This window comes from Aureispira sp. CCB-E (genome assembly GCF_031326345.1).
Taxonomy (GTDB): domain Bacteria; phylum Bacteroidota; class Bacteroidia; order Chitinophagales; family Saprospiraceae; genus Aureispira.
Window position 1 is genome coordinate 7,225,787 of record NZ_CP133671.1, and the last position, 22,047, is coordinate 7,247,833.

Consider the following 22,047-nt stretch of genomic DNA (forward strand, 5'->3'; position numbering starts at 1 on the left):
TTATAATTTTAGTTTTTAGAGGTAATAAAAGGAATCCAAAGTTCTACCCTAGTTCCTTTTGGGCTACCATCAGGGTTTTTCAAATCAGTTATTTTTAAGTTATGATGAGGGTGCGGTTTCTTGATAATATTTTGTTGCAAAATAAGCAATCGCTCGCGAGTAGTACTTAAGCCTGAAGATCGTCTTTCTTTCTTTCTCTTTAAAGGCAATTTACGACCGACCCCATTATCTTCTACACAACAATAAAGGTATGGAAATGCTTCTTTTAATACAATAGTTAGGTGGCGATTCGTCTTTTTGTGGAACAAACCATGCTTGAAGCTATTCTCTATCACTGGCTGTATTAATAGAGGCGGAATATAGTAGTCATCTTCTAGCAGTATCTCCTCTATTCTAAAATCAATGTCTACCTTATTTTCAAAGCGAATTTGTTCCAAATTCAAATAGTTTTCTAAAAACTCTTCTACTTGCTCAATCGTAATAGCTCGCTTACTTGAGTATTGAAAAATCTTGCGCAGCAACTTTGCAAAGTTAGACTGCAAATCCATTGCTAGTTCATTCTTGTGTTGCATCCATAGATTTTGTACGGCTGTCAACACATTAAATATAAAATGCGGATTCATTTGAGACTGCAATGCCTCCATCTTCAAATTGCTATTCTGATTTTCTAGCTTTAGTCGACTCCAATAATTCCAAATAATACTAAAGAGAATCAAACCTATTCCAAAAATAAATAACAAGAAGAACCACCACGTTTTCCAATAAGGAGGCGCTATATTAAATACTATACTTGCTATTTTTTCACTCTCTATCCCATCCTCATTAACTGCTTTAACTTCAAACTGATAAGCACCTGGTTGTAACTGCGGAAAACGCATAAAATTTATTTGTCCTTCTTGATAACGCCACAAAGTATCAATTCCCAACATTCTATATTTGTATTGAAAAGCGCCTCTACTCCGATAAGCTAATCCTTCCACTTGAATCGTAATGTTATCTTGATTATAAGTCAAATTATATTGCTCTTGAACAGTAGTATCTTTATCATGAATCGCCACCCCTTTTATATAAATTAATGGTTCTACCTTATTTTTACTAGGCATATTCTGATCAAAAGTCACCAAGCCTTTAGCAGTACTTAACCATACTTTTTCATCTAATAAAAGTATATCTCGTATCTCATGTGTTGGCAATCCATCTTGAAGCGTATACAAATGACTTTCTTTTGTTTCTGGATGAAACGACTGCACTCCTTCATTTCCCAACAACCACAATGTACCATCTCTAGCCACTCTTAATTTCTTAATCATATTATTGATTAATCCATCTTTAGTTGTAAAATGATAGACAGCCTGTAAATCTTCGTCTATTGCATAAATACCTTCCTCCACAGTACAAATCCAAATTAAATTATTATTGCCTTTTTCTAAGAATGTTCCTTTTATGCTTTTTCCTGCTTGGTCTAGAATTGGAAACTGTTCCCCTTGCTCTGGATAACACATCAATGTATCTGTATAGGCTGCAATAAATCGATTGTGTAACTCATCCCCTATTACCCAGTTACAAATTTTATTTCCAACTGATTTCCTATAAACTAGTTTTTGAAGTTTTTCATGTTTAAATATTGTAGTTGGAATATAAGCAAAATACTTATTAGGAATTGGTTGAACTCCAGCATTACCTTCCATGTATATACAGCAACCGCCTTTTCCTATTGCTATTATTCTCAGAGTATCTTTATACATAATAACTCTTTTAAGCTGCGGACTATCAACATGCATTTTAAAAGGTCTACTCTGCTCTTTGTTAAAATAACATTGATAACCGTCTCCCTCTATAGACAAAATATCATTTTTCCAACTCAACTGAACTACCTTTCTTTTAGGAATTTCATAATAATGTCCTAATTGCTTGGTTAGAAAATTCCAAGAGATTATACGTCCTTGGTCTGTCCCTATTAGCAAATTATCGTCTTTTCCTTTTAGCATCTCCCCTAGGCTTAAATCTAGTACACTCAGTTGGGTTTCTGGAATCAACTCTAACGAAGGTTTAGCAATAATATGTATACCTTTTTTTAGACTACTTAACCAATAATTTCCTTCTCGATCCATTAATATATCAGAAATACCTTCTTTGGGAAAGAGCACCTGTTTGTCTAGAGGATTAGAAGACAGCTTTAAAGCTCCTCCATCACTAGTTAATACCCAATAATTACCATCTAAAGTATTCCGCATATAGAGCGTTCTTTTCCCTTTTAAATGAAAAAGATTTGCAAATTTTGTTGTTATCATGTTAGTCGCCTCAGACCATGTATTAATAACAGGGTAATTTTCTTTGATTTGCTGTATAATATATATATGATTGCCCACATTAAGCAATTGTCCTTCCGTAAAAATGGATTTACCTTTATAAGGAACTTTAAGTAGTTTTTGGTTCGTTACAAATCTCAAACTATCTTCTTCTAATTGATAAATACCTTTGCTTGTTAAAACATACAAATCATTCTTTTCATCTAAAACAATTTGGTAAACTAAAAAATATCCATCTTTTTGACTCAAGGTTAGCAAATTAACCTTTTCAACCTCCCAACCTTTCTTTATTTTTTCAAATCGGTATAACATCCCTCCTAGCCTATCAAGGATGTTAATTACACCATCTTTTTGAACTAGAAATTCGGTCAAATCAACCATTTCTAATTCATCTATTTCTGTCAAACGATGCAAACTATCATTTTCAACATAAAACACCTGCTTCTTAAAATTACGTACCCATATCCTGCCTTGTTTATCTTCATGTATTCCTGACAAAGCTTCCCCTTTTTGGTCTTTGTTTTTATAATAAAAAAAAGTTACACCATTATATTTACATAGCCCTTTATCCGTTCCTATCCATATATACCCCTTACTATCTTCATATAAATCATATACCTCTAAACTTGGCAAACCATCTTCTGTTGTTAACGTCCAAGAATAAGGGTGTTGTGCCAATAAAGAGAGGCTTGCAAAAGTAATAAGTATGCAAAGAAAGTATCTCATAAATCAGATGTAATAAAAGGAATCCAAAACTCTACTCTTGTTCCTCTAGAACTGCCATCTGCAGTTTTTAAGTCTGTTATTTTCAAATTATTATAAGGATGAGGCACCTTCAAGACATCTTGTTGGAGAATAAGCAAGCGTTTTTGAGTCGTTTTTAACCCAGAAGAACGTTTAACATTTTCCATGTCTGTCTTTGCTGGTCGACCGATGCCATTGTCTTCTACACAACAGTAAACATAGGCTCCTTCTTTTTGAATGGATATTTTTAACTGTTTATCGGTCGGTTTGTGAAATAGACCATGCTTGAAGCTGTTCTCTATTATAGGCTGTATTAATAATGGAGGAATAAAATAGCCATCTAACAAATCCTCTTCTATCTTGAAGTCAATTTGCACTTGATTCTCAAAACGAATCTGTTCAAGGTTTAAGTAATTTTCTAAAAAATCCTTAATTTGATCCATAGAAATAACCTTCTTGCTTGAATATTGAAAAATCTTACGCAATAATTTTGCAAAATTAGACTGCAAATCCATTGCGAGTTCATTTTTATGCTGAAGCCATAAATTCTGAACAGCAGTTAAAATATTAAAAATAAAATGAGGGTTCATTTGTGATTGCAAGGCCTGCATCTGAAGCAAATTCATCTTATTTTGTTGCTGTTCTTCCCGCTGCTTATTTCGGAAACGAGCCAACACAATAGCCACAATTACAAGTACAATAGACAAACCAAAAAGCCCTTGCACCCACCAAATTTTCCAATAAGGTTTATCGATCACAAATTGCACATCAATTGTCCGATTACTAGCGATTCCATCTTCATTGATTGCCTTTACTTGGAAGAGATAATTACCTGGATTCAATTGAGGAAAGCGCATCACGTTGATTGTACTAGGCTGAGAAATCCAGCTACTATCAATCCCTAGCATTCGATAGGTATACTTAAAGTTTCCCCTACTTTTATAGGAGATTCCTTCTAAGTAAATTGTCAAACTATTTTGTTTGTAATTCAAATGATAATGAGACGCTAAAGCAGTATCTTTATCATGAATAGCAATCCGTTTGAGATAAATGGAGGGAGAAACTAGATTTTGACTCGGTAGTTTTTTATCAAAAGAGACTAGACCTTTAGCTGTGCTCAACCACACACGGTCTCCCACAACAGCTATGTCTTGAATTTCATGAGTAGGAATGCCATCTGCAACAGTATAAATACGGCTCTCTTTATTTTTAGGAGTAAATCGTTGAATGCCTTGATTAGATAGCAACCATAAATGCTCTCCATCAATTTTTAATTTTTGAATTTTATTACTAATCAAATTATCTCTGATAGAAAAATGATACTTAATCTTTAAGTCTTTATTCAAACCATAAATTCCACTATTAATGGTACATACCCAGATAATATCTTTCTTCTGATCTCTTTCCATATAAACCCCTCTAATAGCATTTCCCTCTACATCCAAAATAGCAAAAGGGTGACTACGTTCAGGATAACACATTAAGCTGTCGTCTCTAGCAATTAAGATTCGATTATTTATAGCATCTGGGATACCACAAAAACTAGATAATTTGGTCAATAACTTATTGTATTTGATAACATCAAAATTAACTACTTCCTGTGTCTTGATGTAAGAAAATAAGTTCTCATCAAGCTGTTGAGAGCCTATATTGGGCGAAAAAGAACTAATAGCACTCCCAGTTGAGGTAAGGTTAACTATGTTATTTTTTTTATAGAAAAAGCTATTTCGCATAGCGATGACCAAAGGCTTAAATTCATATTTTTTACTAGGTATAGCAGATGGTATATGTATCTCTTGATAGATATTTCCATTGACTAACAACATACCTCGACTCCAGTACAGTTGATTGCAACTTCCTTTAGGTATCTTAAATTCATCTTCAATGACATTCTCTTTTACATTAAGCGATACTATTTTTTCTTTTCCCGTTTCAATAAATATTGTTTCATCATCCTTTTTTTCAATTTTTCCAACACCATCATATTCAAGTATAGAGTTTTGAGTTGTATACTGATATATTTGTAAACTAGGAATAATATGCACCCCTCTAGATAAACTACTGATCCAGTAATTTCCCTCTCGATCTATCACAAAGTCTGAAATACCTTCATTTGGAAATAGCAACAAAGTAGAGTCTGTTTTGCTGGTTGCACTTGAATTAAAAATAGGTCCTAAACCTGCATCTAAAGTAAGTTGCCAAATTGTATTCTCATTGTCAACTCTTAATGTATGGTTTCTAGCGTCATAAAAATCGCTTCTAAAAGAGTTCCAAACAATTCCGACCTGATCTTCGCCTATTAACTGACTGATTTGGTAGGCATTGCCTTTCTCACTCTGAAGAAAAAACAAAGAATTTTCATTGTCCTTAAATAAATAAACAGGAAGAATACTTCGACTATTGGCAGAGGATCTTGCAAAGTTTTTATTGGTAATAAAATGCACCTTATCATCCACACATTTAAACAAACCATAACTTGAAGTAAGATAAATAATATTATTAGCACCTTCTATTATGCTTACGATTCCTTTTCGCCCATTATCTAGCGTAGTATCGGCAGCAAAGACGCGCCAACTTTTCCATCGACCATCTTGTTTATAACAATACAGACTATCCCGTCTCTTATCCGTAACCCAAATTTCTCCAGTAGTCCCTACTAAAAAATCTTTAACTGTAATTTTGGAAGGTATTTCAAAATAGTGTAAGCTATCATTTTCTACATAAAAAATTTGATCTTTAAAATTTTGCACCCAAATTCTCCCCATTGAGTCTTCTTGTATCCCTGATACCGCCTCGCTTAATTCCTCCTTATTTTGGTAATAAAAAAATTTATTGCCATTATACTTACACAGACCTTTATCGGTTCCTATCCATATATATCCCTTGGTATCTTGGTACAAATCGTATACTTCTGAGCTAGGTAATCCATCCTCTATGGTTAAATTCCAGGCATAGGGGTGCTGTCCTTGAATCGTCAAGATATAACATACTAGTAAGTAGAAACTAAATAACAAGCGTACCCTCATAATTTCTGAACGAAATATATCTTAGGTTTTAAATTAAACAACAACCAAAATTCGCATTATCAACGACCAATAAATTATCATTTACATAATTTGAGCACCTAAAATCGATAAAATATACAGCTAATATAATCAGCTAGATGCAACTTTGCAAGTCGAGTTAATGAGCGATACAAAATACCCCCTGAATAGACCATTTCAGCTAATGAATGGACAAATAAAAAGCGATCCCCTCTACAAGTTTGGAAATCGCTTTCATTTTTATCTATTTGCTCTACTACACAGCTACGTCAAAATCCCTTAAAGCATCATTTAGAGAAGTTTTCTTATTGGTACTTTCTTTTCTTTGTCCGATGATTAAAGCACAAGAGACTTGATAATCACCTGCTGGGAATTTTTTAGTGTAACTACCAGGAATTACAACAGAACGAGCAGGCACACGCCCTTTGTATATAATAGGTTCACTTCCCGATACATCAATAATTTTAGTAGATTGAGTAATCGTGACATTGGCTCCCAAAACCGCCTCTTTTTCAATATGAACGCCCTCTACAACAATACATCGTGATCCTATAAAACAATTATCTTCAACAATGACAGGTGCGGCTTGCAAAGGCTCTAAAACGCCACCAATTCCAACACCACCACTCAGGTGCACATTCTTGCCTATTTGAGCACAAGAACCAACTGTCGCCCAAGTATCTACCATTGTTCCAGAATCTACATATGCACCAATATTCACATAACTTGGCATCATAATCACACCTGGTGCTACAAATGCGCCATGTCTTGCTATCGCATGAGGCACTACTCTAACCCCTAATTCTGCATAATTCTTCTTTAATGGAATTTTGTCATGAAACTCAAAAGGTGGCACCTCTATAGTTTCCATTTTTTGAATAGGAAAATACATAACAACAGCCTTTTTAACCCACTCATTGACTTTCCATCCATCCTCTGTCGGTTCTGCGACACGAAGCTCCCCTTTGTCTAACAAATTTAATACTTTACGAATATTTGCTTGTGTTGCTGCCTCTTTCAACAGTCCTCGATCTAACCAAGCGGCTTCTATTGATTCTCTTAATGTACTCATTGTGTGATAATTTAATCCTGTGATTTATTTTTTTCTAAATTTTCAAGTATTTCTTGGGGCAACAATTGTTGCAAAACTTCTGGATGCTTTTTCAAAAAATAATACCAATAGTAGCTTCCAAAGAAAACAATTGTCTTTCCAAATTGAGTCGGTTGGTGAAAATGAATGGTAACTTTATTCCAAAACAACAAGCGATTTTCTTCTACTCTAGCAATACTATCATAGGTATACTGATACGATTTCATAAAGTTAGAAACATAAAGATGTTCCGCATCCATTGCCACCCATTTTATTGGCAAAAACACAAGGTAGTAAATTCCAGCGGTTGACAAAACAAAGGAAACCATCATCAAACGAGCTGTTGTAGGAGTAAAAGGTTCCTTTAAATTTTCTAGTGGATAAAAAAGTAAAGCCAAGGTTAAACCACCAAAAAAGCAAAACCAAAAGGTGGGCAAAAGTAACTTTAAGGTTAAGGTCCATGAAGAAGAGACCACCTGCATATTTTTCATATTTCTATTATTTTAAAACTCTACGACATTTTGACTCCTTCAACCTTACATCCTATTCAATTGATTATCAATCAATATCACTTTTTCATGATTAAAAATACCCAAAGCCCCAAAGTTCAATACATCATTTATCCTGCAATAATACGGCTTTTTTTGATAGCTAATGCCGCCAATTATAAATAAAAAGCCTGTTAGACCAGATATCTAACAGGCTTTCCAAAGAGGACATGCTGTTCTTTACAGTGCCGCCCCTTTTATATCATTTTTATAATTGTATGCTGTTTTTTTCGGCGTTCTAAATTGATAAGTTGCCAAAACACCGTTTCCATCCAAAATATTTGAGAACCCTGTGCAAACGAGATCTTTGGAATAGAAAATATGTTCGTCTCTAGTTCTTAGTTCCAGATCCATTTCACTATCATTTAGACGGTGCGCTGTTCTAAACTCTTGCAATTCTGGTGTCCAAGAAGCCAATTTAGTACCACTTAGCGTCAAAAGCGGTTTATCTTGGAAGTTATTGTTAATATACTGACTCAATCGTTCAAGATGTTTCTCTGTTTCTTGGCGCAAACCTCGGTCTACAGGAACTCTCGTACTCAAAAAAGAAATTTGATCGTGTGTACTATCAATAAACATTGATCCAACTAAGCTCACTGCTTGGTTGCCATTATAATAAACCGTGTCCAAATCTTTTAATTCATAACTAGAAAAGATAAACATGGCTGTATTGTTATTGCAAATTGTTTTGTTCCAGTAAGGCATTTTCTTGCCCAACTCCTGTGTTAATCGAAGTTCTAATGTAGGTTCTATTGGCGTTTGTATGGACAAAAAATCAGCCTCTAATCCCGAAAATGACTGTGCAAAAGCTGTAATACTTTCTTTGTCATCTAAAACTAGATGTGCTACCCGAACCTCTATATCGTCTGTAGGGGTCGAATAGGTAAATTCTTGCGTTAGCGATTCCTTTATAAAAGTACAAAGGACAATACAAGCCAAAAAACTAGGAAAAATAATGGTGTTATTTCGAAGTACAAACCCAACAAATCCAGTCCCTAGAAACAACAACATAATTGTTATAGCATGACTAGACAAAAAATAGTTGGCAGTTGTATCCAATGGAACAACCACTCCTAATGTCAACATTGTCACAAGAAACAGCCATAAAAGACTAATATTCTGCGACTTAATAAGGTTATTAAGTTTCATAGCGCAAATATATACAATTCCTATTAAAAACTATAGTAAAATACCTAATTGACTATTGTTTAAGCGATTCTGTATACTAATTTTTTATTAAGAAAATATTAGATACTCTTCCCTATAAGCATCTATAATTATTGATTTTGATTGTGATAGTTGCGTGTAATTTTGCAAATACATCTGATAGCAATTTTTTATTTTATTGAACTAAGTAGTGAAGCTAATTGCTATCCTCATTAGATATAAATTCTTTTTTTTAAGAAACATTAACGTTTGTTTTTGATATTTGTTCCTTAACGACAATTATTGGCTTTTTATTACCGCTAAAGTATTATTTTTACAATTTTTATCTTGTTAAATAATAATATTGAATCAAACCTTTCTCAAAACATTGCAAACGTAATACATTTTCCATATACTAACTAACATTATTTCATCCAAAAAGTTTGCCTTTGAAGCTACTATGAAAAAAATTTATTTTGCGTCCGATTTTCACATTGGGGTACCAACCCCCGAAGCAAGCAGACTTCGAGAACAAAAAATTTTACGTTGGCTAAATAGGATTGAGCATGATGCAAAAGCAATTTTTTTAGTTGGAGACATCTTTGATTTTTGGTTTGAATATAAAACAGTTGTTCCTAAAGGAGCCATTCGCCTACTGGGAAAAATAGCTGAGTTAAGTGATCGGGGCATTGATATTCACTTTTTTGTTGGTAATCACGATATTTGGATGTTTGACTACTTTCCCAATGAGTTAGGAGTAACCGTACACCACCACCCCATTCAGTTGGAGTTAGGTGGCAAGTATTTTTTCATAGGGCACGGCGATGGTTTAGGTCCAGAAGATTATGGCTACAAACGACTAAAAAAAATCTTTACCAATCGATTCTGCCAATGGCTTTTTGGATGGCTGCACCCTGACATAGGCATGCGCATTGCCAACCGTTCGTCTTCAGCTAGTCGTACCGCACAAATAGAGCCTGAGTATTTTTTAGGAAAAGATAAGGAATGGTTGTTGCTATATGCTAATTATAAAATCAAACAATTGCCCTTTATAGATTACTTTATTTTTGGCCATCGACATTTGCCCTTAGATATTTTACTAGACAACCAGCACAGTCGTTATATCAATTTAGGAGAATGGTTCAACCAATGTACCTATGCAGAATTTGATGGGCAAGAACTGCATTTAAAAGCATTTGAGAATCCTTCTTTTAAGATAACCACCATTCGTTAATTCCTATAACGTTAAATATGTACATCATGCCGATACTACTTTTTTTGCTATGTTTTAGTTACTCAACCATTGGCTATGCTCAGGATTATACCTTCAAAGAACTGAAGAGTATTCCGAAAACTAGTCGCTGGATGGAAGTTGACAAAATGAAACAATTGTATTTGGTTGAAAATGCCCATACCTTACTCAAGTATAGTCCAGAAGGAGAATTGCTGTACCAATTTAATGAAAATAGCCTTGGTGAAATTTCTTATATTGATGTTAGCAACCCGTTTCGTATTTTGGTCTACTACAATGATTATGCAACCGTCATTTTTTTAGATCGCACCCTTAGCGAAATCCAAAGGCATGATTTATCTGATTTGGATATTCCAGAAGTTCGTGCGTTAGGAACTGCTTCTGACAACAATATCTGGATATTCGATAACAATACCTATACCCTAAAAAAAGTAGACAGCCAAAATCAAGTGATTGCCGAAAGCCCTGATTTGAGTTTACTGTTAACAGAAGGGATAGATCCCAACCGATTAATCGAAGCAAATGCTAGGGTATATCTCAACTCTCCGAATATAGGCATCTTAGTATTTGATATTTTTGGCAACTATATCAAGACAATTGAAATTCTTGATTTGGATTATTTTCAAGTTTACGAAGGGCAAATTTTCTATGTTGAGCATAAAAAGTTTAAAACGTATCATCTTTTATCTTTTTTAACAAAAGAAATTAAATTACCAATATTGAGCGAAAAACTAGAGCAACTCTGTATTGCACAAGAGCGTTTATATATAAAATACCCTAATAAAATAAACATTGTTGCTTTGAAGAAAAAATAATTTCCTTTTTTTGAGAAAAAATTTGGAAAACTGAAAGGATATGTCGTATATTTGTGTCGCTTTCAAAGGAAAGGTATTGGCTTCTTAGCTCAGTTGGTAGAGCATCGGACTGAAAATCCGTGTGTCGGCAGTTCGAGTCTGCCAGAGGCCACAAAGCATCTTGAATTCGTTCAGGATGCTTTTTTTTATGTATACTCATGACCTATTTCGATTCGATTCTATCTATACACTTCTTCTCATTTAATACTATTAATTTGTACATTAGAACTTGTTATATGAGCTAATCTATAAGACAATCACTCCTTAAAAATCTCCTATTAAGTGTCTAACAATTAAAACATTTGGTATGAATTACGATGAATATGTTAAAATTAATCCCAATGAAATTTCCATTTATGACTTCAAAGGTAAATTAACGGAACTTCCCGAATATATTTTTGAAAATATTTCAGCTGTTGATATTTTGAATATTGATGCCAAAAATATAGCGTCTTTTCCACATAGTCTAAATAAACTAACTGTTCGACAAAGCATTCAATTTACGAATAATAAGATAAACCAGCTCCCTGATGTCATTTTACTCAATGCCCATCATCTCAAAAACTTGCACTTAAATGCGTATAAAGTAGACCTTTCAGAAGTGCTTTACCAATTTAAGCAACTTCAGGGCTTAAAATTAGACACCTTCAAGGGCAAACAACTCCCTCAAGCAATAAGTGAGTTAAGACAATTAAAATATCTTCAGTTACATTCAAAAATTGGAAAAAAAATTGCTCATCTTGATTTAGTTAAATTAATAGCTGAGTCAAAATCTCTTAAAGAAGTTTATTTCAATTTTGAACTCGATTTTAAGCAGATTGGCGATTCAATTATTTCCTTAGATAATCTGTCCAAAATCAGACTACAAGCATATCATAAAAATACTGATTTCTTATCCATAGGCTTATTAAAAAAAGCCTCTTTCTCTCTTTGGTGGAATAGCAAGCCTTTAAATAAGCAATTTCAACACTTAGTGAATCCACATAATTTTAGTTCCCTTCAACGCAAAATTTTATTTGCAGTTTACTCTAACCAATTAAATTTAGTAAATCAACTTGTTGAGAATCCCTTTAAAGCATTCCTAAAAAATGAAACTCCTTTTCAAACAATATACCTTTCTCACCAACTATCTCCTTCCTTAAAGAAAAGGACAAAAAAACTTTTACAAAGTGTATCTTTTACAACAAAAGAAGGCTTTATGAAGGACGATATAGTTTTGTTTAACCCAAAAACATCTATAGAATTTGCCATCCAAGCACTTTTATTAACCCAACAGATAGCTACAGAAGATCAACTAAAAGAGGTTTTAATAGAAATAGAATCTCCATGGTTACGTCAAAAGGAAAATGAAGACTCTACTCTTCAAGTTCAAAAATTAATTCTTAGTAATCAAACCGAAAATATTTTATTAGCATTAGAAATTATTGACGGAGGTGGTGCAACCGAAAAAATGTTAACAATGTTAGCTGTTTTAATGATGGCACACCCCAATAAAAATATTGCCAAAAAAGCAGAGAAATTATTCAAAAAATTGGGTTCTAGTACAACTTATAATTATATCAAAAACACCAAAATTTCTCTTAGGCGTTCTGGTAGTACTCTAAATAAAATTGACCGCCTATTTTATCATGAAGTAGAACTAGATGAAATGACGTTTAGAATTTTACATGCTTTAATTGCTGGCGAGAATACAACTATTAAAGATATTTACAGAGGAACATTTTCTTTAAATGGTGAATACAACACATCTCTCCCTCTCCTAATCAAAGAATGCCATCAATTTACTCGTATTAACCTGCAAAAAACAACTGGCATTTTAATCAATCCTTCTTTAAAAACATTGAGTCATTTAGAACACTTAAATCAATTGGATATGGCTGGTTGTAAATATGAGATTGGAAAAGAGTTGTCTCTATTGACCAAACTAGAACGCCTCAATCTTTCCTCTAACCAACTTATTGACCCTACTTGCCTACAAGCATTACACCACCTAAAGTGGCTCAATTTAGAAGGTTGTTCGATTACAGACTGGAGTTTCGTAGAACATTTGCCACATTTAAAGTACCTCAATATAGGGCGAAATAGATTGCAAGAAATTCCTAAATCAATCTTAAACCATCAAGGTCTACAAGAATTGATAATCAAGCAAAATAAAATCAAGGTAATCCCTGATATACTCGCACAAAGTAGCCTTCAAAAGATTGACTTATCCAACAATCACATTGAAATTATCAACTATAATATTTTCCATGCAAAAGGGTTAAGAGAATTATCCCTTCGATCTAATAAAATTAAAAATTTTGAGGCGAAAAAAATTCCTTCAAGTAATGTTTTAAGAAGCCTCAATCTTGCTAGTAATGCCCTCTCTACATTTGAATTATTGCCATTAACATTCCCTAATCTTATGGAACTAGACTTATCAAAGAATAAGTTAAACTCTTTAGATGACAGTATTTTTAAAACAACCAATCTTTCAAATCTAGCAGCTTCACACAATCAAATTACACAGCTTCCAATTTCGATCTCCAAACATTCTTTTACCCATTTATCCCTACAAAATAATTCTATTACAGAACTACCTGCTTTTGTTGACACATTATCTGTACAATACTTTGACTTGCGAAACAATAACATTAGTGTCTTACACCCTTCTATTACCAATAGAAAAGACAATTATTCCAAATTATATTGGAAACTAAAAGGCAACCCTATTTCTCATATTCCCTATCTATAACTCTATTATTCCGAACATATCGACATCCATCACTCCACCTTCTTCAATTCAACCACCTCTAGTACCTCTTTCTCCAAACGCTCCAAAATTTGGTAGGTTTCTTGAAAATTTTTGACATTCTCACAAACCAACATTAAATAACGCGTGGATTGTTTCAAAAAGAAGCGATGATCGCTCTTTTTTTGAATGTAAGCTAGTAAAGTTCCAAAGAAATCGCTATCAAAGAAGCTTGACTGTTGATCACTCAAAAAATAGCAACGTAGCTTGCGATTTTTAAGCATAATTCGTTCAAATCCTAGCCCCTTAGCTTTCCAACGAATGCGAATAGCTTCAAAGAGATTGTTGACAGCTTTTGGTATTTGCCCAAACCGATCTTCCAACATAGCTTTAAACTTAGCAATACCAGCTTCATTTTCTATTTTATTCAGCTCTTGATACAAACTCAATCGCTCTTGAATACTGACAACATACTCATCTGGAATCATTAAATCCAAATCAGATTCAATATTGACATCTTGTACAAACTCCCGTTTTTGCTCTAACTCTTCTTTGAACAAATCCTTGTAATCTGTCTGCTTTAACTCTTGGATCGCTTCATTTAGAATTTTTTGATACGTCTCATATCCCATATTCATAACAAAACCACTTTGCTCTCCTCCCAACATATTTCCTGCACCCCGAATATCCAAGTCTCTCATCGCAATATTAAAACCGCTTCCCAGCTCCGAAAATTGCTCTACTACTTGCAGTCGTTTTCTTGCATCAGAAGTCAATGTAGAAAGTGGTGGTGCTAAAAGATAGCAATAGGCTTTTTTGTTAGAACGCCCAACCCGACCACGCAATTGATGCAAATCACTTAACCCAAAATGATGGGCATTATTAATAATAATGGTATTAGCATTCGAAATATCCAATCCTGTTTCAATAATATTGGTACACACCAACACCTCATAATACCCTTTGATAAAATCCATCAGGGTTTGTTCCAAAGCTGTCGCATCCATTTTGCCATGTGCCATTGCAATATCTGTATTCGGACACAATTGCTTTATCATAGAGGCCATATCCGCCAAACTTTGTACTCTATTATGAACAAAGAATACTTGACCACCTCGATTGACCTCATTCTCAATAGCTTCCTTTATCATATCGCCACTAAACACTCGAACTTCTGTTTCGATAGGTTGACGATTAGGTGGAGGCGTATTGATAACCGACAAATCTCTAGCTGCCATCAAAGAAAACTGCAATGTTCTTGGAATAGGTGTTGCTGTTAAGGTTAATGTATCTACATTAACACGCATGTTTCTCAGTTTCTCTTTTGCCCCTACACCAAACTTTTGCTCCTCATCTACAATCAACAAGCCCAAGTCTTTAAACTTGACTTTTTTGTTTAAGATGGCATGCGTACCAATTAACAAATCAATATCACCAGCTTCCAAGGCTTTATAAATAGCCGTTTTCTCTTTAGAGGTTCTAAAACGATTGATATATTCTACCTTTACATCAAACTTTCGGAGGCGTTCTCGAAATGTTTGTGCATGCTGCAAAGCCAATATAGTTGTTGGAACTAAAACGGCAACCTGTTTGCCAGCAACAACAGCTTTAAAAGCAGCACGAACGGCAATTTCTGTTTTACCAAATCCAACATCACCACAGATTAAGCGATCCATTGGATAAGGTTTCATCATATCCTCTTTAACTTCCTGTGTTGCTTTGGCTTGATCAGGGGTATCTTCATAAATAAAAGAAGCCTCTAGTTCATTTTGCAAATAGCTATCGGCAGGAAACTCAATTCCTTGCGTAGACTTTCGTTTGGCATACAATTTAATCAAATCAAAAGCCAATTCTTTGATCTTCTTCTTGGTCTTGCGCTTCGTATTTGCCCAAGCATTGGAACCCAATTTATGAATACTAGGAGAAGTCCCTTCTTTTCCTGTAAATTTAGAGATTTTGTGTAGGGATTGAATACCAACATATAGAATGTCATTATCCTTATAAACCAACTTAACTGCCTCTTGTTCTTTTCCTTGCAATTCAATTTTTTCTAATCCACCATAACGCCCTACACCATGGTCAATATGCGTCACATAATCCCCAGGTTTTAACTCACTAAGTGCTTTTATTTTTAAGGCTGTATTTTTGTCGAACCCTTGACGCAAACGAGAACGATGGTAGCGTTCAAATATTTGATGATCGGTATAAGCAGCAACTTTTAAGTGATGATCAACAAAACCTTGGTGGATGGCATTGGGAACTGCATGCCAATTGATCTGCACCTCCATATCTTCAAAAATACTATAGAAACGCTCAATTTGCTTGCTGTTCTCTGCAAAAATATAGTTGGTAATGCCTTTCTCTGTATTTTCTGTTAGATTCTGGATGAGCACCTTAAAGTTTTTATTAAAACTTGGCTGTGGTGCTGTTTTGTAATTAATAACTGTTGTTGGCTCCAAAAGCGTCTCGTTGCTCAACTCTAAGACAGAATACTGCTGCAATGCTCCAACAACTTCTCGTGGGTACAAAAATGCGGCACCTTTGAGCAACAATGCTTCTTCTTCTCGAGATTTAGTCACGACTTCATCCTCTGTTAAATTAAATTCTGACGATTTTTCAAAACAGATTTGCAACTTATCCAATAACATTTGCCCGTTGGCTACCCAAACAGCCGTTTCTGAGGGAAGCACTTCCAATAAAGAAACTTTTTGCTGGGCTTCAAACTCTGTATTCACATTGGGCACAATCGTTACAAAGGCAATCTTGCGCGTAGATAATTGAGAGGTTGGATCAAACGTTCGAATACTCTCGACCTCTACATCAAACAACTCTACTCGATACGGATGCTCATTGCCATAAGAATAAATATCAATAATCCCTCCACGCACAGAAAACTGCCCCGGTTCATACACAAAATCAACTCTTGAAAAGCCATATTCAACCAGTATTTCGACTAAGAAAGGCACATCCAATTCTGTTCCTACTTTAATTTCAATAGCTGCATCCTTTAAATTAGAAGGAGCTACTACTTTTTCAAATAAAGCTTCAGGATAAGTAACCACAACGGCAGGCGCATTAGGATGCTCAACCAACTTACTTACTGTTTCTGTTCGTTGCAAAACATTGGTTCGATCTAGTTTATCGAATCCCATTGGACGGCGATAAGAGTCTGGGAAAAAAAGTGCTTCTCTTTTTTTAGGCAACAAAGAAGTAATGTCATTCTGCCAATACGCTGCTTCTTCTTTGTCTGAGGCAATAACTAAAAAAGGCTTTTGACTCATTTGATTAATCGCAGATATTACAAAGGCAGGTTGCGCCCCTACCAATCCTTTTAGTTGTAAAGTTGGACGTTTTGTTTGATTCAGTGCAGTGGCTATTTGGGTACTGCGAGAATCCGTTGTATATTGCTTAAAAAGTTGCTCTAAATTCATACTGGCTTATTATTTCTGGATAAGAATTGCAAAGATAACAATTCTATCTTTAACATGTTCTAGGCAAGAAGTTAAGCTACCAAAAAAACAATGCTTGTTCTACTTTTATGCTTGTTCTATTCTAAAATTATTAATTTTAAATGGTCAACCTTGCTCGTTATTTTGTATTTTTAATACTTGAATTTCCTAGGGTTAGAATTATAAACGTTGTTCGATTTTCTACACAAAAAAAACCTCCAATCAAAAAGCAATATTAGTTTAAATTAAATTTTATGTGTCTTTGGACTTTTTTCTAAAGTTCCAACTATCTATTTTTATTTTAATACACTACTTGACATGAGTCCCTTTATCAAAATATTCAATTATTTAAAAACTAAGTTTAAAATTTTGTTACTCAGTACTATTCTTGTCCTTAGTTTTATAATTGTACAACATGTTGGGCAGTACACTTCTTTTGGGGTCAAATATGGAATAGCCTTTATTGTTGCTCTGCCTTTGATTTTAGCTTGGTTTGCTATAGAACGAAAGTTTGAACAACAAATAGATTCTGATCATCAACGTTCACTAGTTTGGATTTTCTTATTTCTCTTCATCATTCCAATAGGAACCTATCACATCCTTCTCTCCGAATGGAATTATCAATATTATACTCCTATGTGTGACTGTGACGAAAACGATAGTCAATCGGATAGAGTTGGAGCTATTTGTAACGATGGTTTTAAGAGTCATGCAACAGGAAGAGGTACTTGTTCAGAACATGATGGTGTTCAAAAGTGGCAGTGCCAATGCGATTAACTAATTGAATTTCTATATCATTAAAGGCACTATATACGATTGTCCGTACATCCTATCATGAGCGATCACTTAACTAGTAAGTTTTTGCCCCTCCTTTCACATACATCCCAAAAGTATTAACGAAGTTTACTATCTCAAAAACACAGTAGCCACAAAGGATAACAAAATTTAAATCTACCACACTTATACTCAACAAAATACAGCTCTTTCAGGACTTAATATTTAGTATAAAAACAATATTTTTTTAAATAAGTAACAAGGGCTTCTATATTTTTTTTTACTATATTGCTCTTTTACAGTTGTTTTTTGTCCTGATTCTACGAAGTATTGACATCTATATTTCAGCAAAAATAGCTTAACAAATAGCTCTTTTTGAGACGTTGCCTATCGACATATAATTATAGTTCATTGAAACCACGCAGTAGCAACGCAGCTAACTAAAAGCAAAGCTTCAATTATCAAGCTAATATAAATATATATATTTTTTATCTTTTTAATAAAAAATCAGCAAACTAGTAACATAAAATACTCCCATTAATATTATAACAAACCAAACACCCTTTTTTTAACCTCAAAAAGTATATACCAATGTCCACTATTTTAGAAACGGCCGTTCTTTCCCTACAAACTTGGAACGAAGTTCGTAACGATGGTGCCGCCACTCGAAATTACTTTAATCAAGGAGCTTACTTTCAAATATCTAGAGATAATTTTAATCAATGGAATTTAAACGCACCTAGTAGCTTACATGCTTACATGGGACTAACTCAAGCAATTGGGCAAACCAATTTTTCGCTTGCATTATATTGTGTGGATAATATCACCGATTCAAAGCCTGTTCCCAATCATCTAGTTGAATTCAACACTAATATTAAACAAAGCATTTACCAACGATCGGTCCTTCCCAATGCTCATTTTATATTTGAGAAAGATCCTCCTGACCCTGTAAAGCCACAGATAGATACTTTAACAGCGTTAAAAGATTCCAAAAAATGGATTCTACACAAAGACCATTGGTTGCTTCGACAGAAAGATTTTGTTCAAGTTTTTATTATTCCCTTTGAAAACTTAAGTCACCTCTTTGCAAATGAAAATGTTACCAACATTGTTCTTTTACCGGCATTGAATGAAGTTGGTGAGAATGATTTTGAGCTCCATCTAATACTTTGGGGACATACTTTAGAAGGTATGTTAGCCAACTATCCTGTTGATGGGGTTCGTGCCAATCCCCCTTATGATACTCCCTCAAATTTCCAGCTACTTGATTATGCCTTAAGTTCTAAGTAGTTTTTATCACTAGAGGAATAACTGCATTATTTAAACATCACATTTACACCCAAAACAATACATTATGAGCTCAATAATATCCAAGGCAAGTCAAGCTATTCGAATTTGGAATGAAGTCAGAAAAACCCCTACTGCCGTTATTAATTATTTCAACCAAGGAGCTTATTTTCAACTTTTTAAAGAAGATTATACAACTTGGAAATCACGTAAACCCAGTTATATACACGCTTATTTGGGATTGGTGCAACCTCCTACAAAAGCCCACTTTTCTTTAAGTATGTTTTCTGTGGACAGCATTACCGACAAAACTCCTGTCGAAACAAACTGGGAAGCCTTTGAAACCAACCTGAAACACAATCCTTATCGAGCTGCGATCATTCCAGACCCAAGTATGAATTTAATAGATAGTTCTCCTATCATCACCCCTCTTGAAGGGTTAACCCGTTCAATTCAATGGGCTTTGCACAAAGATTTATGGATTGAGAAACAAAACGACTTAGTCCAAGTGTTTGAAATTCCCTTTAGTGATCTATCCGTATTATTTGAAGAAGAATTCGCAGATTATATCATTCTTTCTCCTGCTCTAAAAGAACAAGAAACACCCAATGCATTTGCAATTGATCTAATCCTTTGGGGTTATAATTCTAATGGAGTTACCTGGAATCGATCAATGGATTTTCTCAGACCTGCTCCTCCTTTTTCCTTTCCATCCAATTTTCAACTTATAAAGTATGCTTTATGATAATATGCTCCATTTTTTCAACGCTTTATTAACCGTAACAGAACTTTCGATGTTCATTGCTGGGGTTACCGTTTGTTATTATCTCAAGCAACTATCTCACTTATACAAATTAATAGGGAGTTATATTGGCTTAAGTATTTTAGTCGAACTACTAACGACCTATTTTATGAGTAGTACAGGCTATAATTTATTTTTATTGCCAGTTTATAGCTTTGCCGAATTAGCCATATTCTCAACGATATACCTCTGTTTCTTTTTCGAAGAAGAAAAGAGCACTTTAAGAAATTTGTTATTATTGGCACATGGGCTCATTATTTTAGATATTCTGTTCTTGTGCGACCTATTTAATGCAGAAACATTTTATGCTTTTAGTAAAGTTGTTGCAGACATTGCCATTATACTACTTTGCTTAAGATATTATTGGACTATATTAAAGGAAAAAACACCTATTGATAAAGAACGATTGTTGCTCAATTCTATGTTTATTGGATATTTTTCTATCAATAGCATTATATTTTTATCAATTAATTTTTTAGTCAATGAATCCTTGTATTTAGTCACCCCTTTTTGGATGCTGAATGCATTAAGTGCACTATTACTTTATTCATTTTTGACCTATATGATATGGCAGCATGGCAAAACCCAGAAAACTTCGCCCTATGGTTGAGTATTGTATTCGCTTTCGTCATAGCCCTAATTGGAACATTTGTCTATTTCACTAGGCTCTATTTCGTTCGGATATTAAGAGAACAACAGAAACTACAAAAAACCATTGTTGCCCATCAACAGCAGTTGTTGGAAGATAGCATTCTGGTGCAAGAACGAGAACGCAATCGAATTGCTGCCGACCTGCACGACGATTTGATTTCTAAACTTAATATTTCTTTATTAAGCCTACATACTACGCCCAACTTAGACGATCTTAGCACTATGTTGCAAGATAGTATTATTTTAGCAAGACGCATTTCACACGACCTAAGTCCGCCCCTATTGGAGCAAAGCAATTTGTATGAGCTATTAGAGGGCTTTCTAGATCCCATACAAGAACATCTTAAAATCAATTTATCCTACTCGTGTACAATAGAAAAAGACTTGTCTAATCCTACTAAATTGCAAATTTTTAGAATTGCTCAAGAGGTTATTAATAATATTCTAAAACATGCCCAATCGACTACCTTAAACATTCATTTGCATCAAGGAAAATATTTTGTTGGGCTAAAAATTATAGATAATGGAATTGGGTTTGATATCAATCAGAACACACAAGGTCTCGGTTTAAAAAATATCACACTTAGAAGTCAAAGCTTGAAAGGAGTATTCCGATTTAACTCTAAGCCTCAGCAAGGGAGTTCTTTTTTATTTTTCAAAAAACACCATATATGAATTTAGAATCTACCACTATTCAATTAGCAATTGTCGATGATGAACAACTAATCGTAAAACTATTAGAAGGCTTTTTTTCTCAACAACAAGCAACCACTGTAGCACTTTCTGCTTTTGGGGGCAAAGACTTTTTGCAGCAATTAGCCACACAAACGACTCCTATTGATATTGTTCTACTTGATTTAAAGATGAAAGATATGGATGGTATTGAAGTTGCTACCATACTAAAAGACAACTACCCCAATATTCATGTTATCGTCATTTCTTCTCACTACCAAAAGTCCTTTATGGGCTATATGCTAAAAACAGGTGTTAGTGCTTTTTTGCCTAAGGGAATTTTGCCACAACAACTTTTGGAAATTGTAAAGACAGTTCATCAAAAAGGCTTTTATTTCTTACCTGAGCAAATCGAAGTAATGCGTACTCAAATTGCTCCCAAAGCCCCTAGACCAAAACTGACACTGCAAACAACGCTAACTAACAGAGAAAAAGAAATTTTGGAATTGATTTGCCACCAAAAAACAGCTCAAGAAATTGCTGACAAACTTTTTATTACCAAACGAACCGTTGAGGGGCATAAGAACAACTTGTTATCTAAAGTAGGGGTTAAAAATACAGCAGGACTGATTATTTATGCTATTAAAGAAAAAATCGTTGATATCAATTCTCTCAATGTGTTGTAACAACATCT

Annotated in this window: 15 protein-coding genes and 1 tRNA gene; 10 read left to right on the forward strand and 6 right to left on the reverse strand. The window is 34.3% G+C overall.

The window, feature by feature from the left end; all coding sequences use genetic code 11:
- Positions 1 to 8: 8 nt before the first annotated feature.
- From QP953_RS27885 to QP953_RS27905, 5 genes are all read right to left on the reverse strand, one after another.
- Positions 9 to 3,035 carry a histidine kinase gene (locus QP953_RS27885; RefSeq protein ID WP_309553578.1) on the reverse strand — a complete coding sequence of 1,009 codons (3,027 nt, stop codon included), beginning with the start codon at positions 3,033 to 3,035 and terminating at the stop codon, positions 9 to 11.
- Positions 3,032 to 6,079 (reverse strand): histidine kinase, encoded by a 3,048-nt coding sequence (locus tag QP953_RS27890; RefSeq protein ID WP_309553579.1) that lies wholly within the window; start codon positions 6,077 to 6,079, stop codon positions 3,032 to 3,034. Before QP953_RS27890 ends, QP953_RS27885 begins: the two co-directional genes overlap by 4 nt.
- 274 nt (positions 6,080 to 6,353) lie before the next feature.
- Positions 6,354 to 7,169 carry a 2,3,4,5-tetrahydropyridine-2,6-dicarboxylate N-succinyltransferase gene (locus QP953_RS27895; protein WP_309553580.1) on the reverse strand — a complete coding sequence of 272 codons (816 nt, stop codon included), beginning with the start codon at positions 7,167 to 7,169 and terminating at the stop codon, positions 6,354 to 6,356.
- Positions 7,170 to 7,180: 11 nt separating this feature from the next.
- Positions 7,181 to 7,678 (reverse strand): hypothetical protein, encoded by a 498-nt coding sequence (locus QP953_RS27900; RefSeq protein WP_052596965.1) that lies wholly within the window; start codon positions 7,676 to 7,678, stop codon positions 7,181 to 7,183.
- A gap of 237 nt (positions 7,679 to 7,915) precedes the next feature.
- Positions 7,916 to 8,884 carry a hypothetical protein gene (locus QP953_RS27905; RefSeq protein ID WP_309553581.1) on the reverse strand — a complete coding sequence of 323 codons (969 nt, stop codon included), beginning with the start codon at positions 8,882 to 8,884 and terminating at the stop codon, positions 7,916 to 7,918.
- Positions 8,885 to 9,341: 457 nt separating this feature from the next.
- Between QP953_RS27905 and QP953_RS27910 the strand changes: the two genes are divergently transcribed.
- From QP953_RS27910 to QP953_RS27925, 4 genes are all read left to right on the forward strand, one after another.
- Positions 9,342 to 10,115 carry a UDP-2,3-diacylglucosamine diphosphatase gene (locus tag QP953_RS27910; protein WP_052596960.1) on the forward strand — a complete coding sequence of 258 codons (774 nt, stop codon included), beginning with the start codon at positions 9,342 to 9,344 and terminating at the stop codon, positions 10,113 to 10,115.
- 26 nt (positions 10,116 to 10,141) lie between these two features.
- Positions 10,142 to 10,948 carry a hypothetical protein gene (locus tag QP953_RS27915; protein WP_309553582.1) on the forward strand — a complete coding sequence of 269 codons (807 nt, stop codon included), beginning with the start codon at positions 10,142 to 10,144 and terminating at the stop codon, positions 10,946 to 10,948.
- Positions 10,949 to 11,026: 78 nt separating this feature from the next.
- Positions 11,027 to 11,099: transfer RNA gene (locus QP953_RS27920), tRNA-Phe, on the forward strand.
- Positions 11,100 to 11,294: 195 nt separating this feature from the next.
- Complete coding sequence (locus QP953_RS27925; RefSeq protein ID WP_309553583.1) at positions 11,295 to 13,721, forward strand: hypothetical protein; 2,427 nt, start codon at positions 11,295 to 11,297, stop codon at positions 13,719 to 13,721.
- A 29-nt stretch (positions 13,722 to 13,750) separates the two neighbouring features.
- Here the strand turns inward: QP953_RS27925 and mfd are convergent, their stop codons facing one another.
- Positions 13,751 to 17,149 carry a transcription-repair coupling factor gene (gene mfd / locus QP953_RS27930; RefSeq protein ID WP_052596952.1) on the reverse strand — a complete coding sequence of 1,133 codons (3,399 nt, stop codon included), beginning with the start codon at positions 17,147 to 17,149 and terminating at the stop codon, positions 13,751 to 13,753.
- A gap of 336 nt (positions 17,150 to 17,485) precedes the next feature.
- Here mfd and QP953_RS27935 point away from each other — a divergent pair, with 336 nt between their 5' ends.
- The 6 genes from QP953_RS27935 (at position 17,486) to QP953_RS27960 (ending at position 22,039) form a co-directional block, all read left to right on the forward strand.
- Positions 17,486 to 17,944: a hypothetical protein gene (locus tag QP953_RS27935; RefSeq protein ID WP_052596950.1), complete on the forward strand. Its 459-nt coding sequence runs from the start codon at positions 17,486 to 17,488 to the stop codon at positions 17,942 to 17,944.
- 588 nt (positions 17,945 to 18,532) lie between these two features.
- On the forward strand, positions 18,533 to 19,231 hold the full coding sequence (locus QP953_RS27940) for a hypothetical protein (RefSeq protein ID WP_052596948.1): 699 nt from the start codon (positions 18,533 to 18,535) through the stop codon (positions 19,229 to 19,231).
- 64 nt (positions 19,232 to 19,295) lie between these two features.
- On the forward strand, positions 19,296 to 19,973 hold the full coding sequence (locus tag QP953_RS27945) for a hypothetical protein (RefSeq protein ID WP_309553584.1): 678 nt from the start codon (positions 19,296 to 19,298) through the stop codon (positions 19,971 to 19,973).
- On the forward strand, positions 19,963 to 20,640 hold the full coding sequence (locus QP953_RS27950; protein WP_052596944.1) for a hypothetical protein: 678 nt from the start codon (positions 19,963 to 19,965) through the stop codon (positions 20,638 to 20,640). Before QP953_RS27945 ends, QP953_RS27950 begins: the two co-directional genes overlap by 11 nt.
- Positions 20,598 to 21,356 (forward strand): ATP-binding protein, encoded by a 759-nt coding sequence (locus QP953_RS27955; protein WP_309553585.1) that lies wholly within the window; start codon positions 20,598 to 20,600, stop codon positions 21,354 to 21,356. The genes QP953_RS27950 and QP953_RS27955 overlap by 43 nt, the downstream gene beginning before the upstream one ends.
- Positions 21,353 to 22,039: a response regulator transcription factor gene (locus tag QP953_RS27960; protein ID WP_052596940.1), complete on the forward strand. Its 687-nt coding sequence runs from the start codon at positions 21,353 to 21,355 to the stop codon at positions 22,037 to 22,039. The genes QP953_RS27955 and QP953_RS27960 overlap by 4 nt, the downstream gene beginning before the upstream one ends.
- Positions 22,040 to 22,047: the final 8 nt, after the last annotated feature.

Bases quoted from the DNA above. Each gene is read 5' to 3' on its own strand.
- QP953_RS27900 (WP_052596965.1), bottom strand. From the start codon at position 7,678: ATGAAAAATATGCAGGTGGTCTCTTCTTCATGGACCTTAACCTTAAAG.
- QP953_RS27955 (WP_309553585.1), top strand. From the start codon at position 20,598: ATGGCAGCATGGCAAAACCCAGAAAACTTCGCCCTATGGTTGAGTATT.
- QP953_RS27945 (WP_309553584.1), top strand. From the start codon at position 19,296: ATGAGCTCAATAATATCCAAGGCAAGTCAAGCTATTCGAATTTGGAAT.
- QP953_RS27915 (WP_309553582.1), top strand. From the start codon at position 10,142: ATGCCGATACTACTTTTTTTGCTATGTTTTAGTTACTCAACCATTGGC.
- QP953_RS27885 (WP_309553578.1), bottom strand. From the start codon at position 3,035: ATGAGATACTTTCTTTGCATACTTATTACTTTTGCAAGCCTCTCTTTA.
- QP953_RS27935 (WP_052596950.1), top strand. From the start codon at position 17,486: ATGAGTCCCTTTATCAAAATATTCAATTATTTAAAAACTAAGTTTAAA.
- QP953_RS27925 (WP_309553583.1), top strand. From the start codon at position 11,295: ATGAATTACGATGAATATGTTAAAATTAATCCCAATGAAATTTCCATT.
- QP953_RS27895 (WP_309553580.1), bottom strand. From the start codon at position 7,169: ATGAGTACATTAAGAGAATCAATAGAAGCCGCTTGGTTAGATCGAGGA.
- QP953_RS27940 (WP_052596948.1), top strand. From the start codon at position 18,533: ATGTCCACTATTTTAGAAACGGCCGTTCTTTCCCTACAAACTTGGAAC.
- QP953_RS27910 (WP_052596960.1), top strand. From the start codon at position 9,342: ATGAAAAAAATTTATTTTGCGTCCGATTTTCACATTGGGGTACCAACC.
- QP953_RS27890 (WP_309553579.1), bottom strand. From the start codon at position 6,079: ATGAGGGTACGCTTGTTATTTAGTTTCTACTTACTAGTATGTTATATC.
- QP953_RS27950 (WP_052596944.1), top strand. From the start codon at position 19,963: ATGCTTTATGATAATATGCTCCATTTTTTCAACGCTTTATTAACCGTA.
- QP953_RS27905 (WP_309553581.1), bottom strand. From the start codon at position 8,884: ATGAAACTTAATAACCTTATTAAGTCGCAGAATATTAGTCTTTTATGG.
- mfd (WP_052596952.1), bottom strand. From the start codon at position 17,149: ATGAATTTAGAGCAACTTTTTAAGCAATATACAACGGATTCTCGCAGT.
- QP953_RS27960 (WP_052596940.1), top strand. From the start codon at position 21,353: ATGAATTTAGAATCTACCACTATTCAATTAGCAATTGTCGATGATGAA.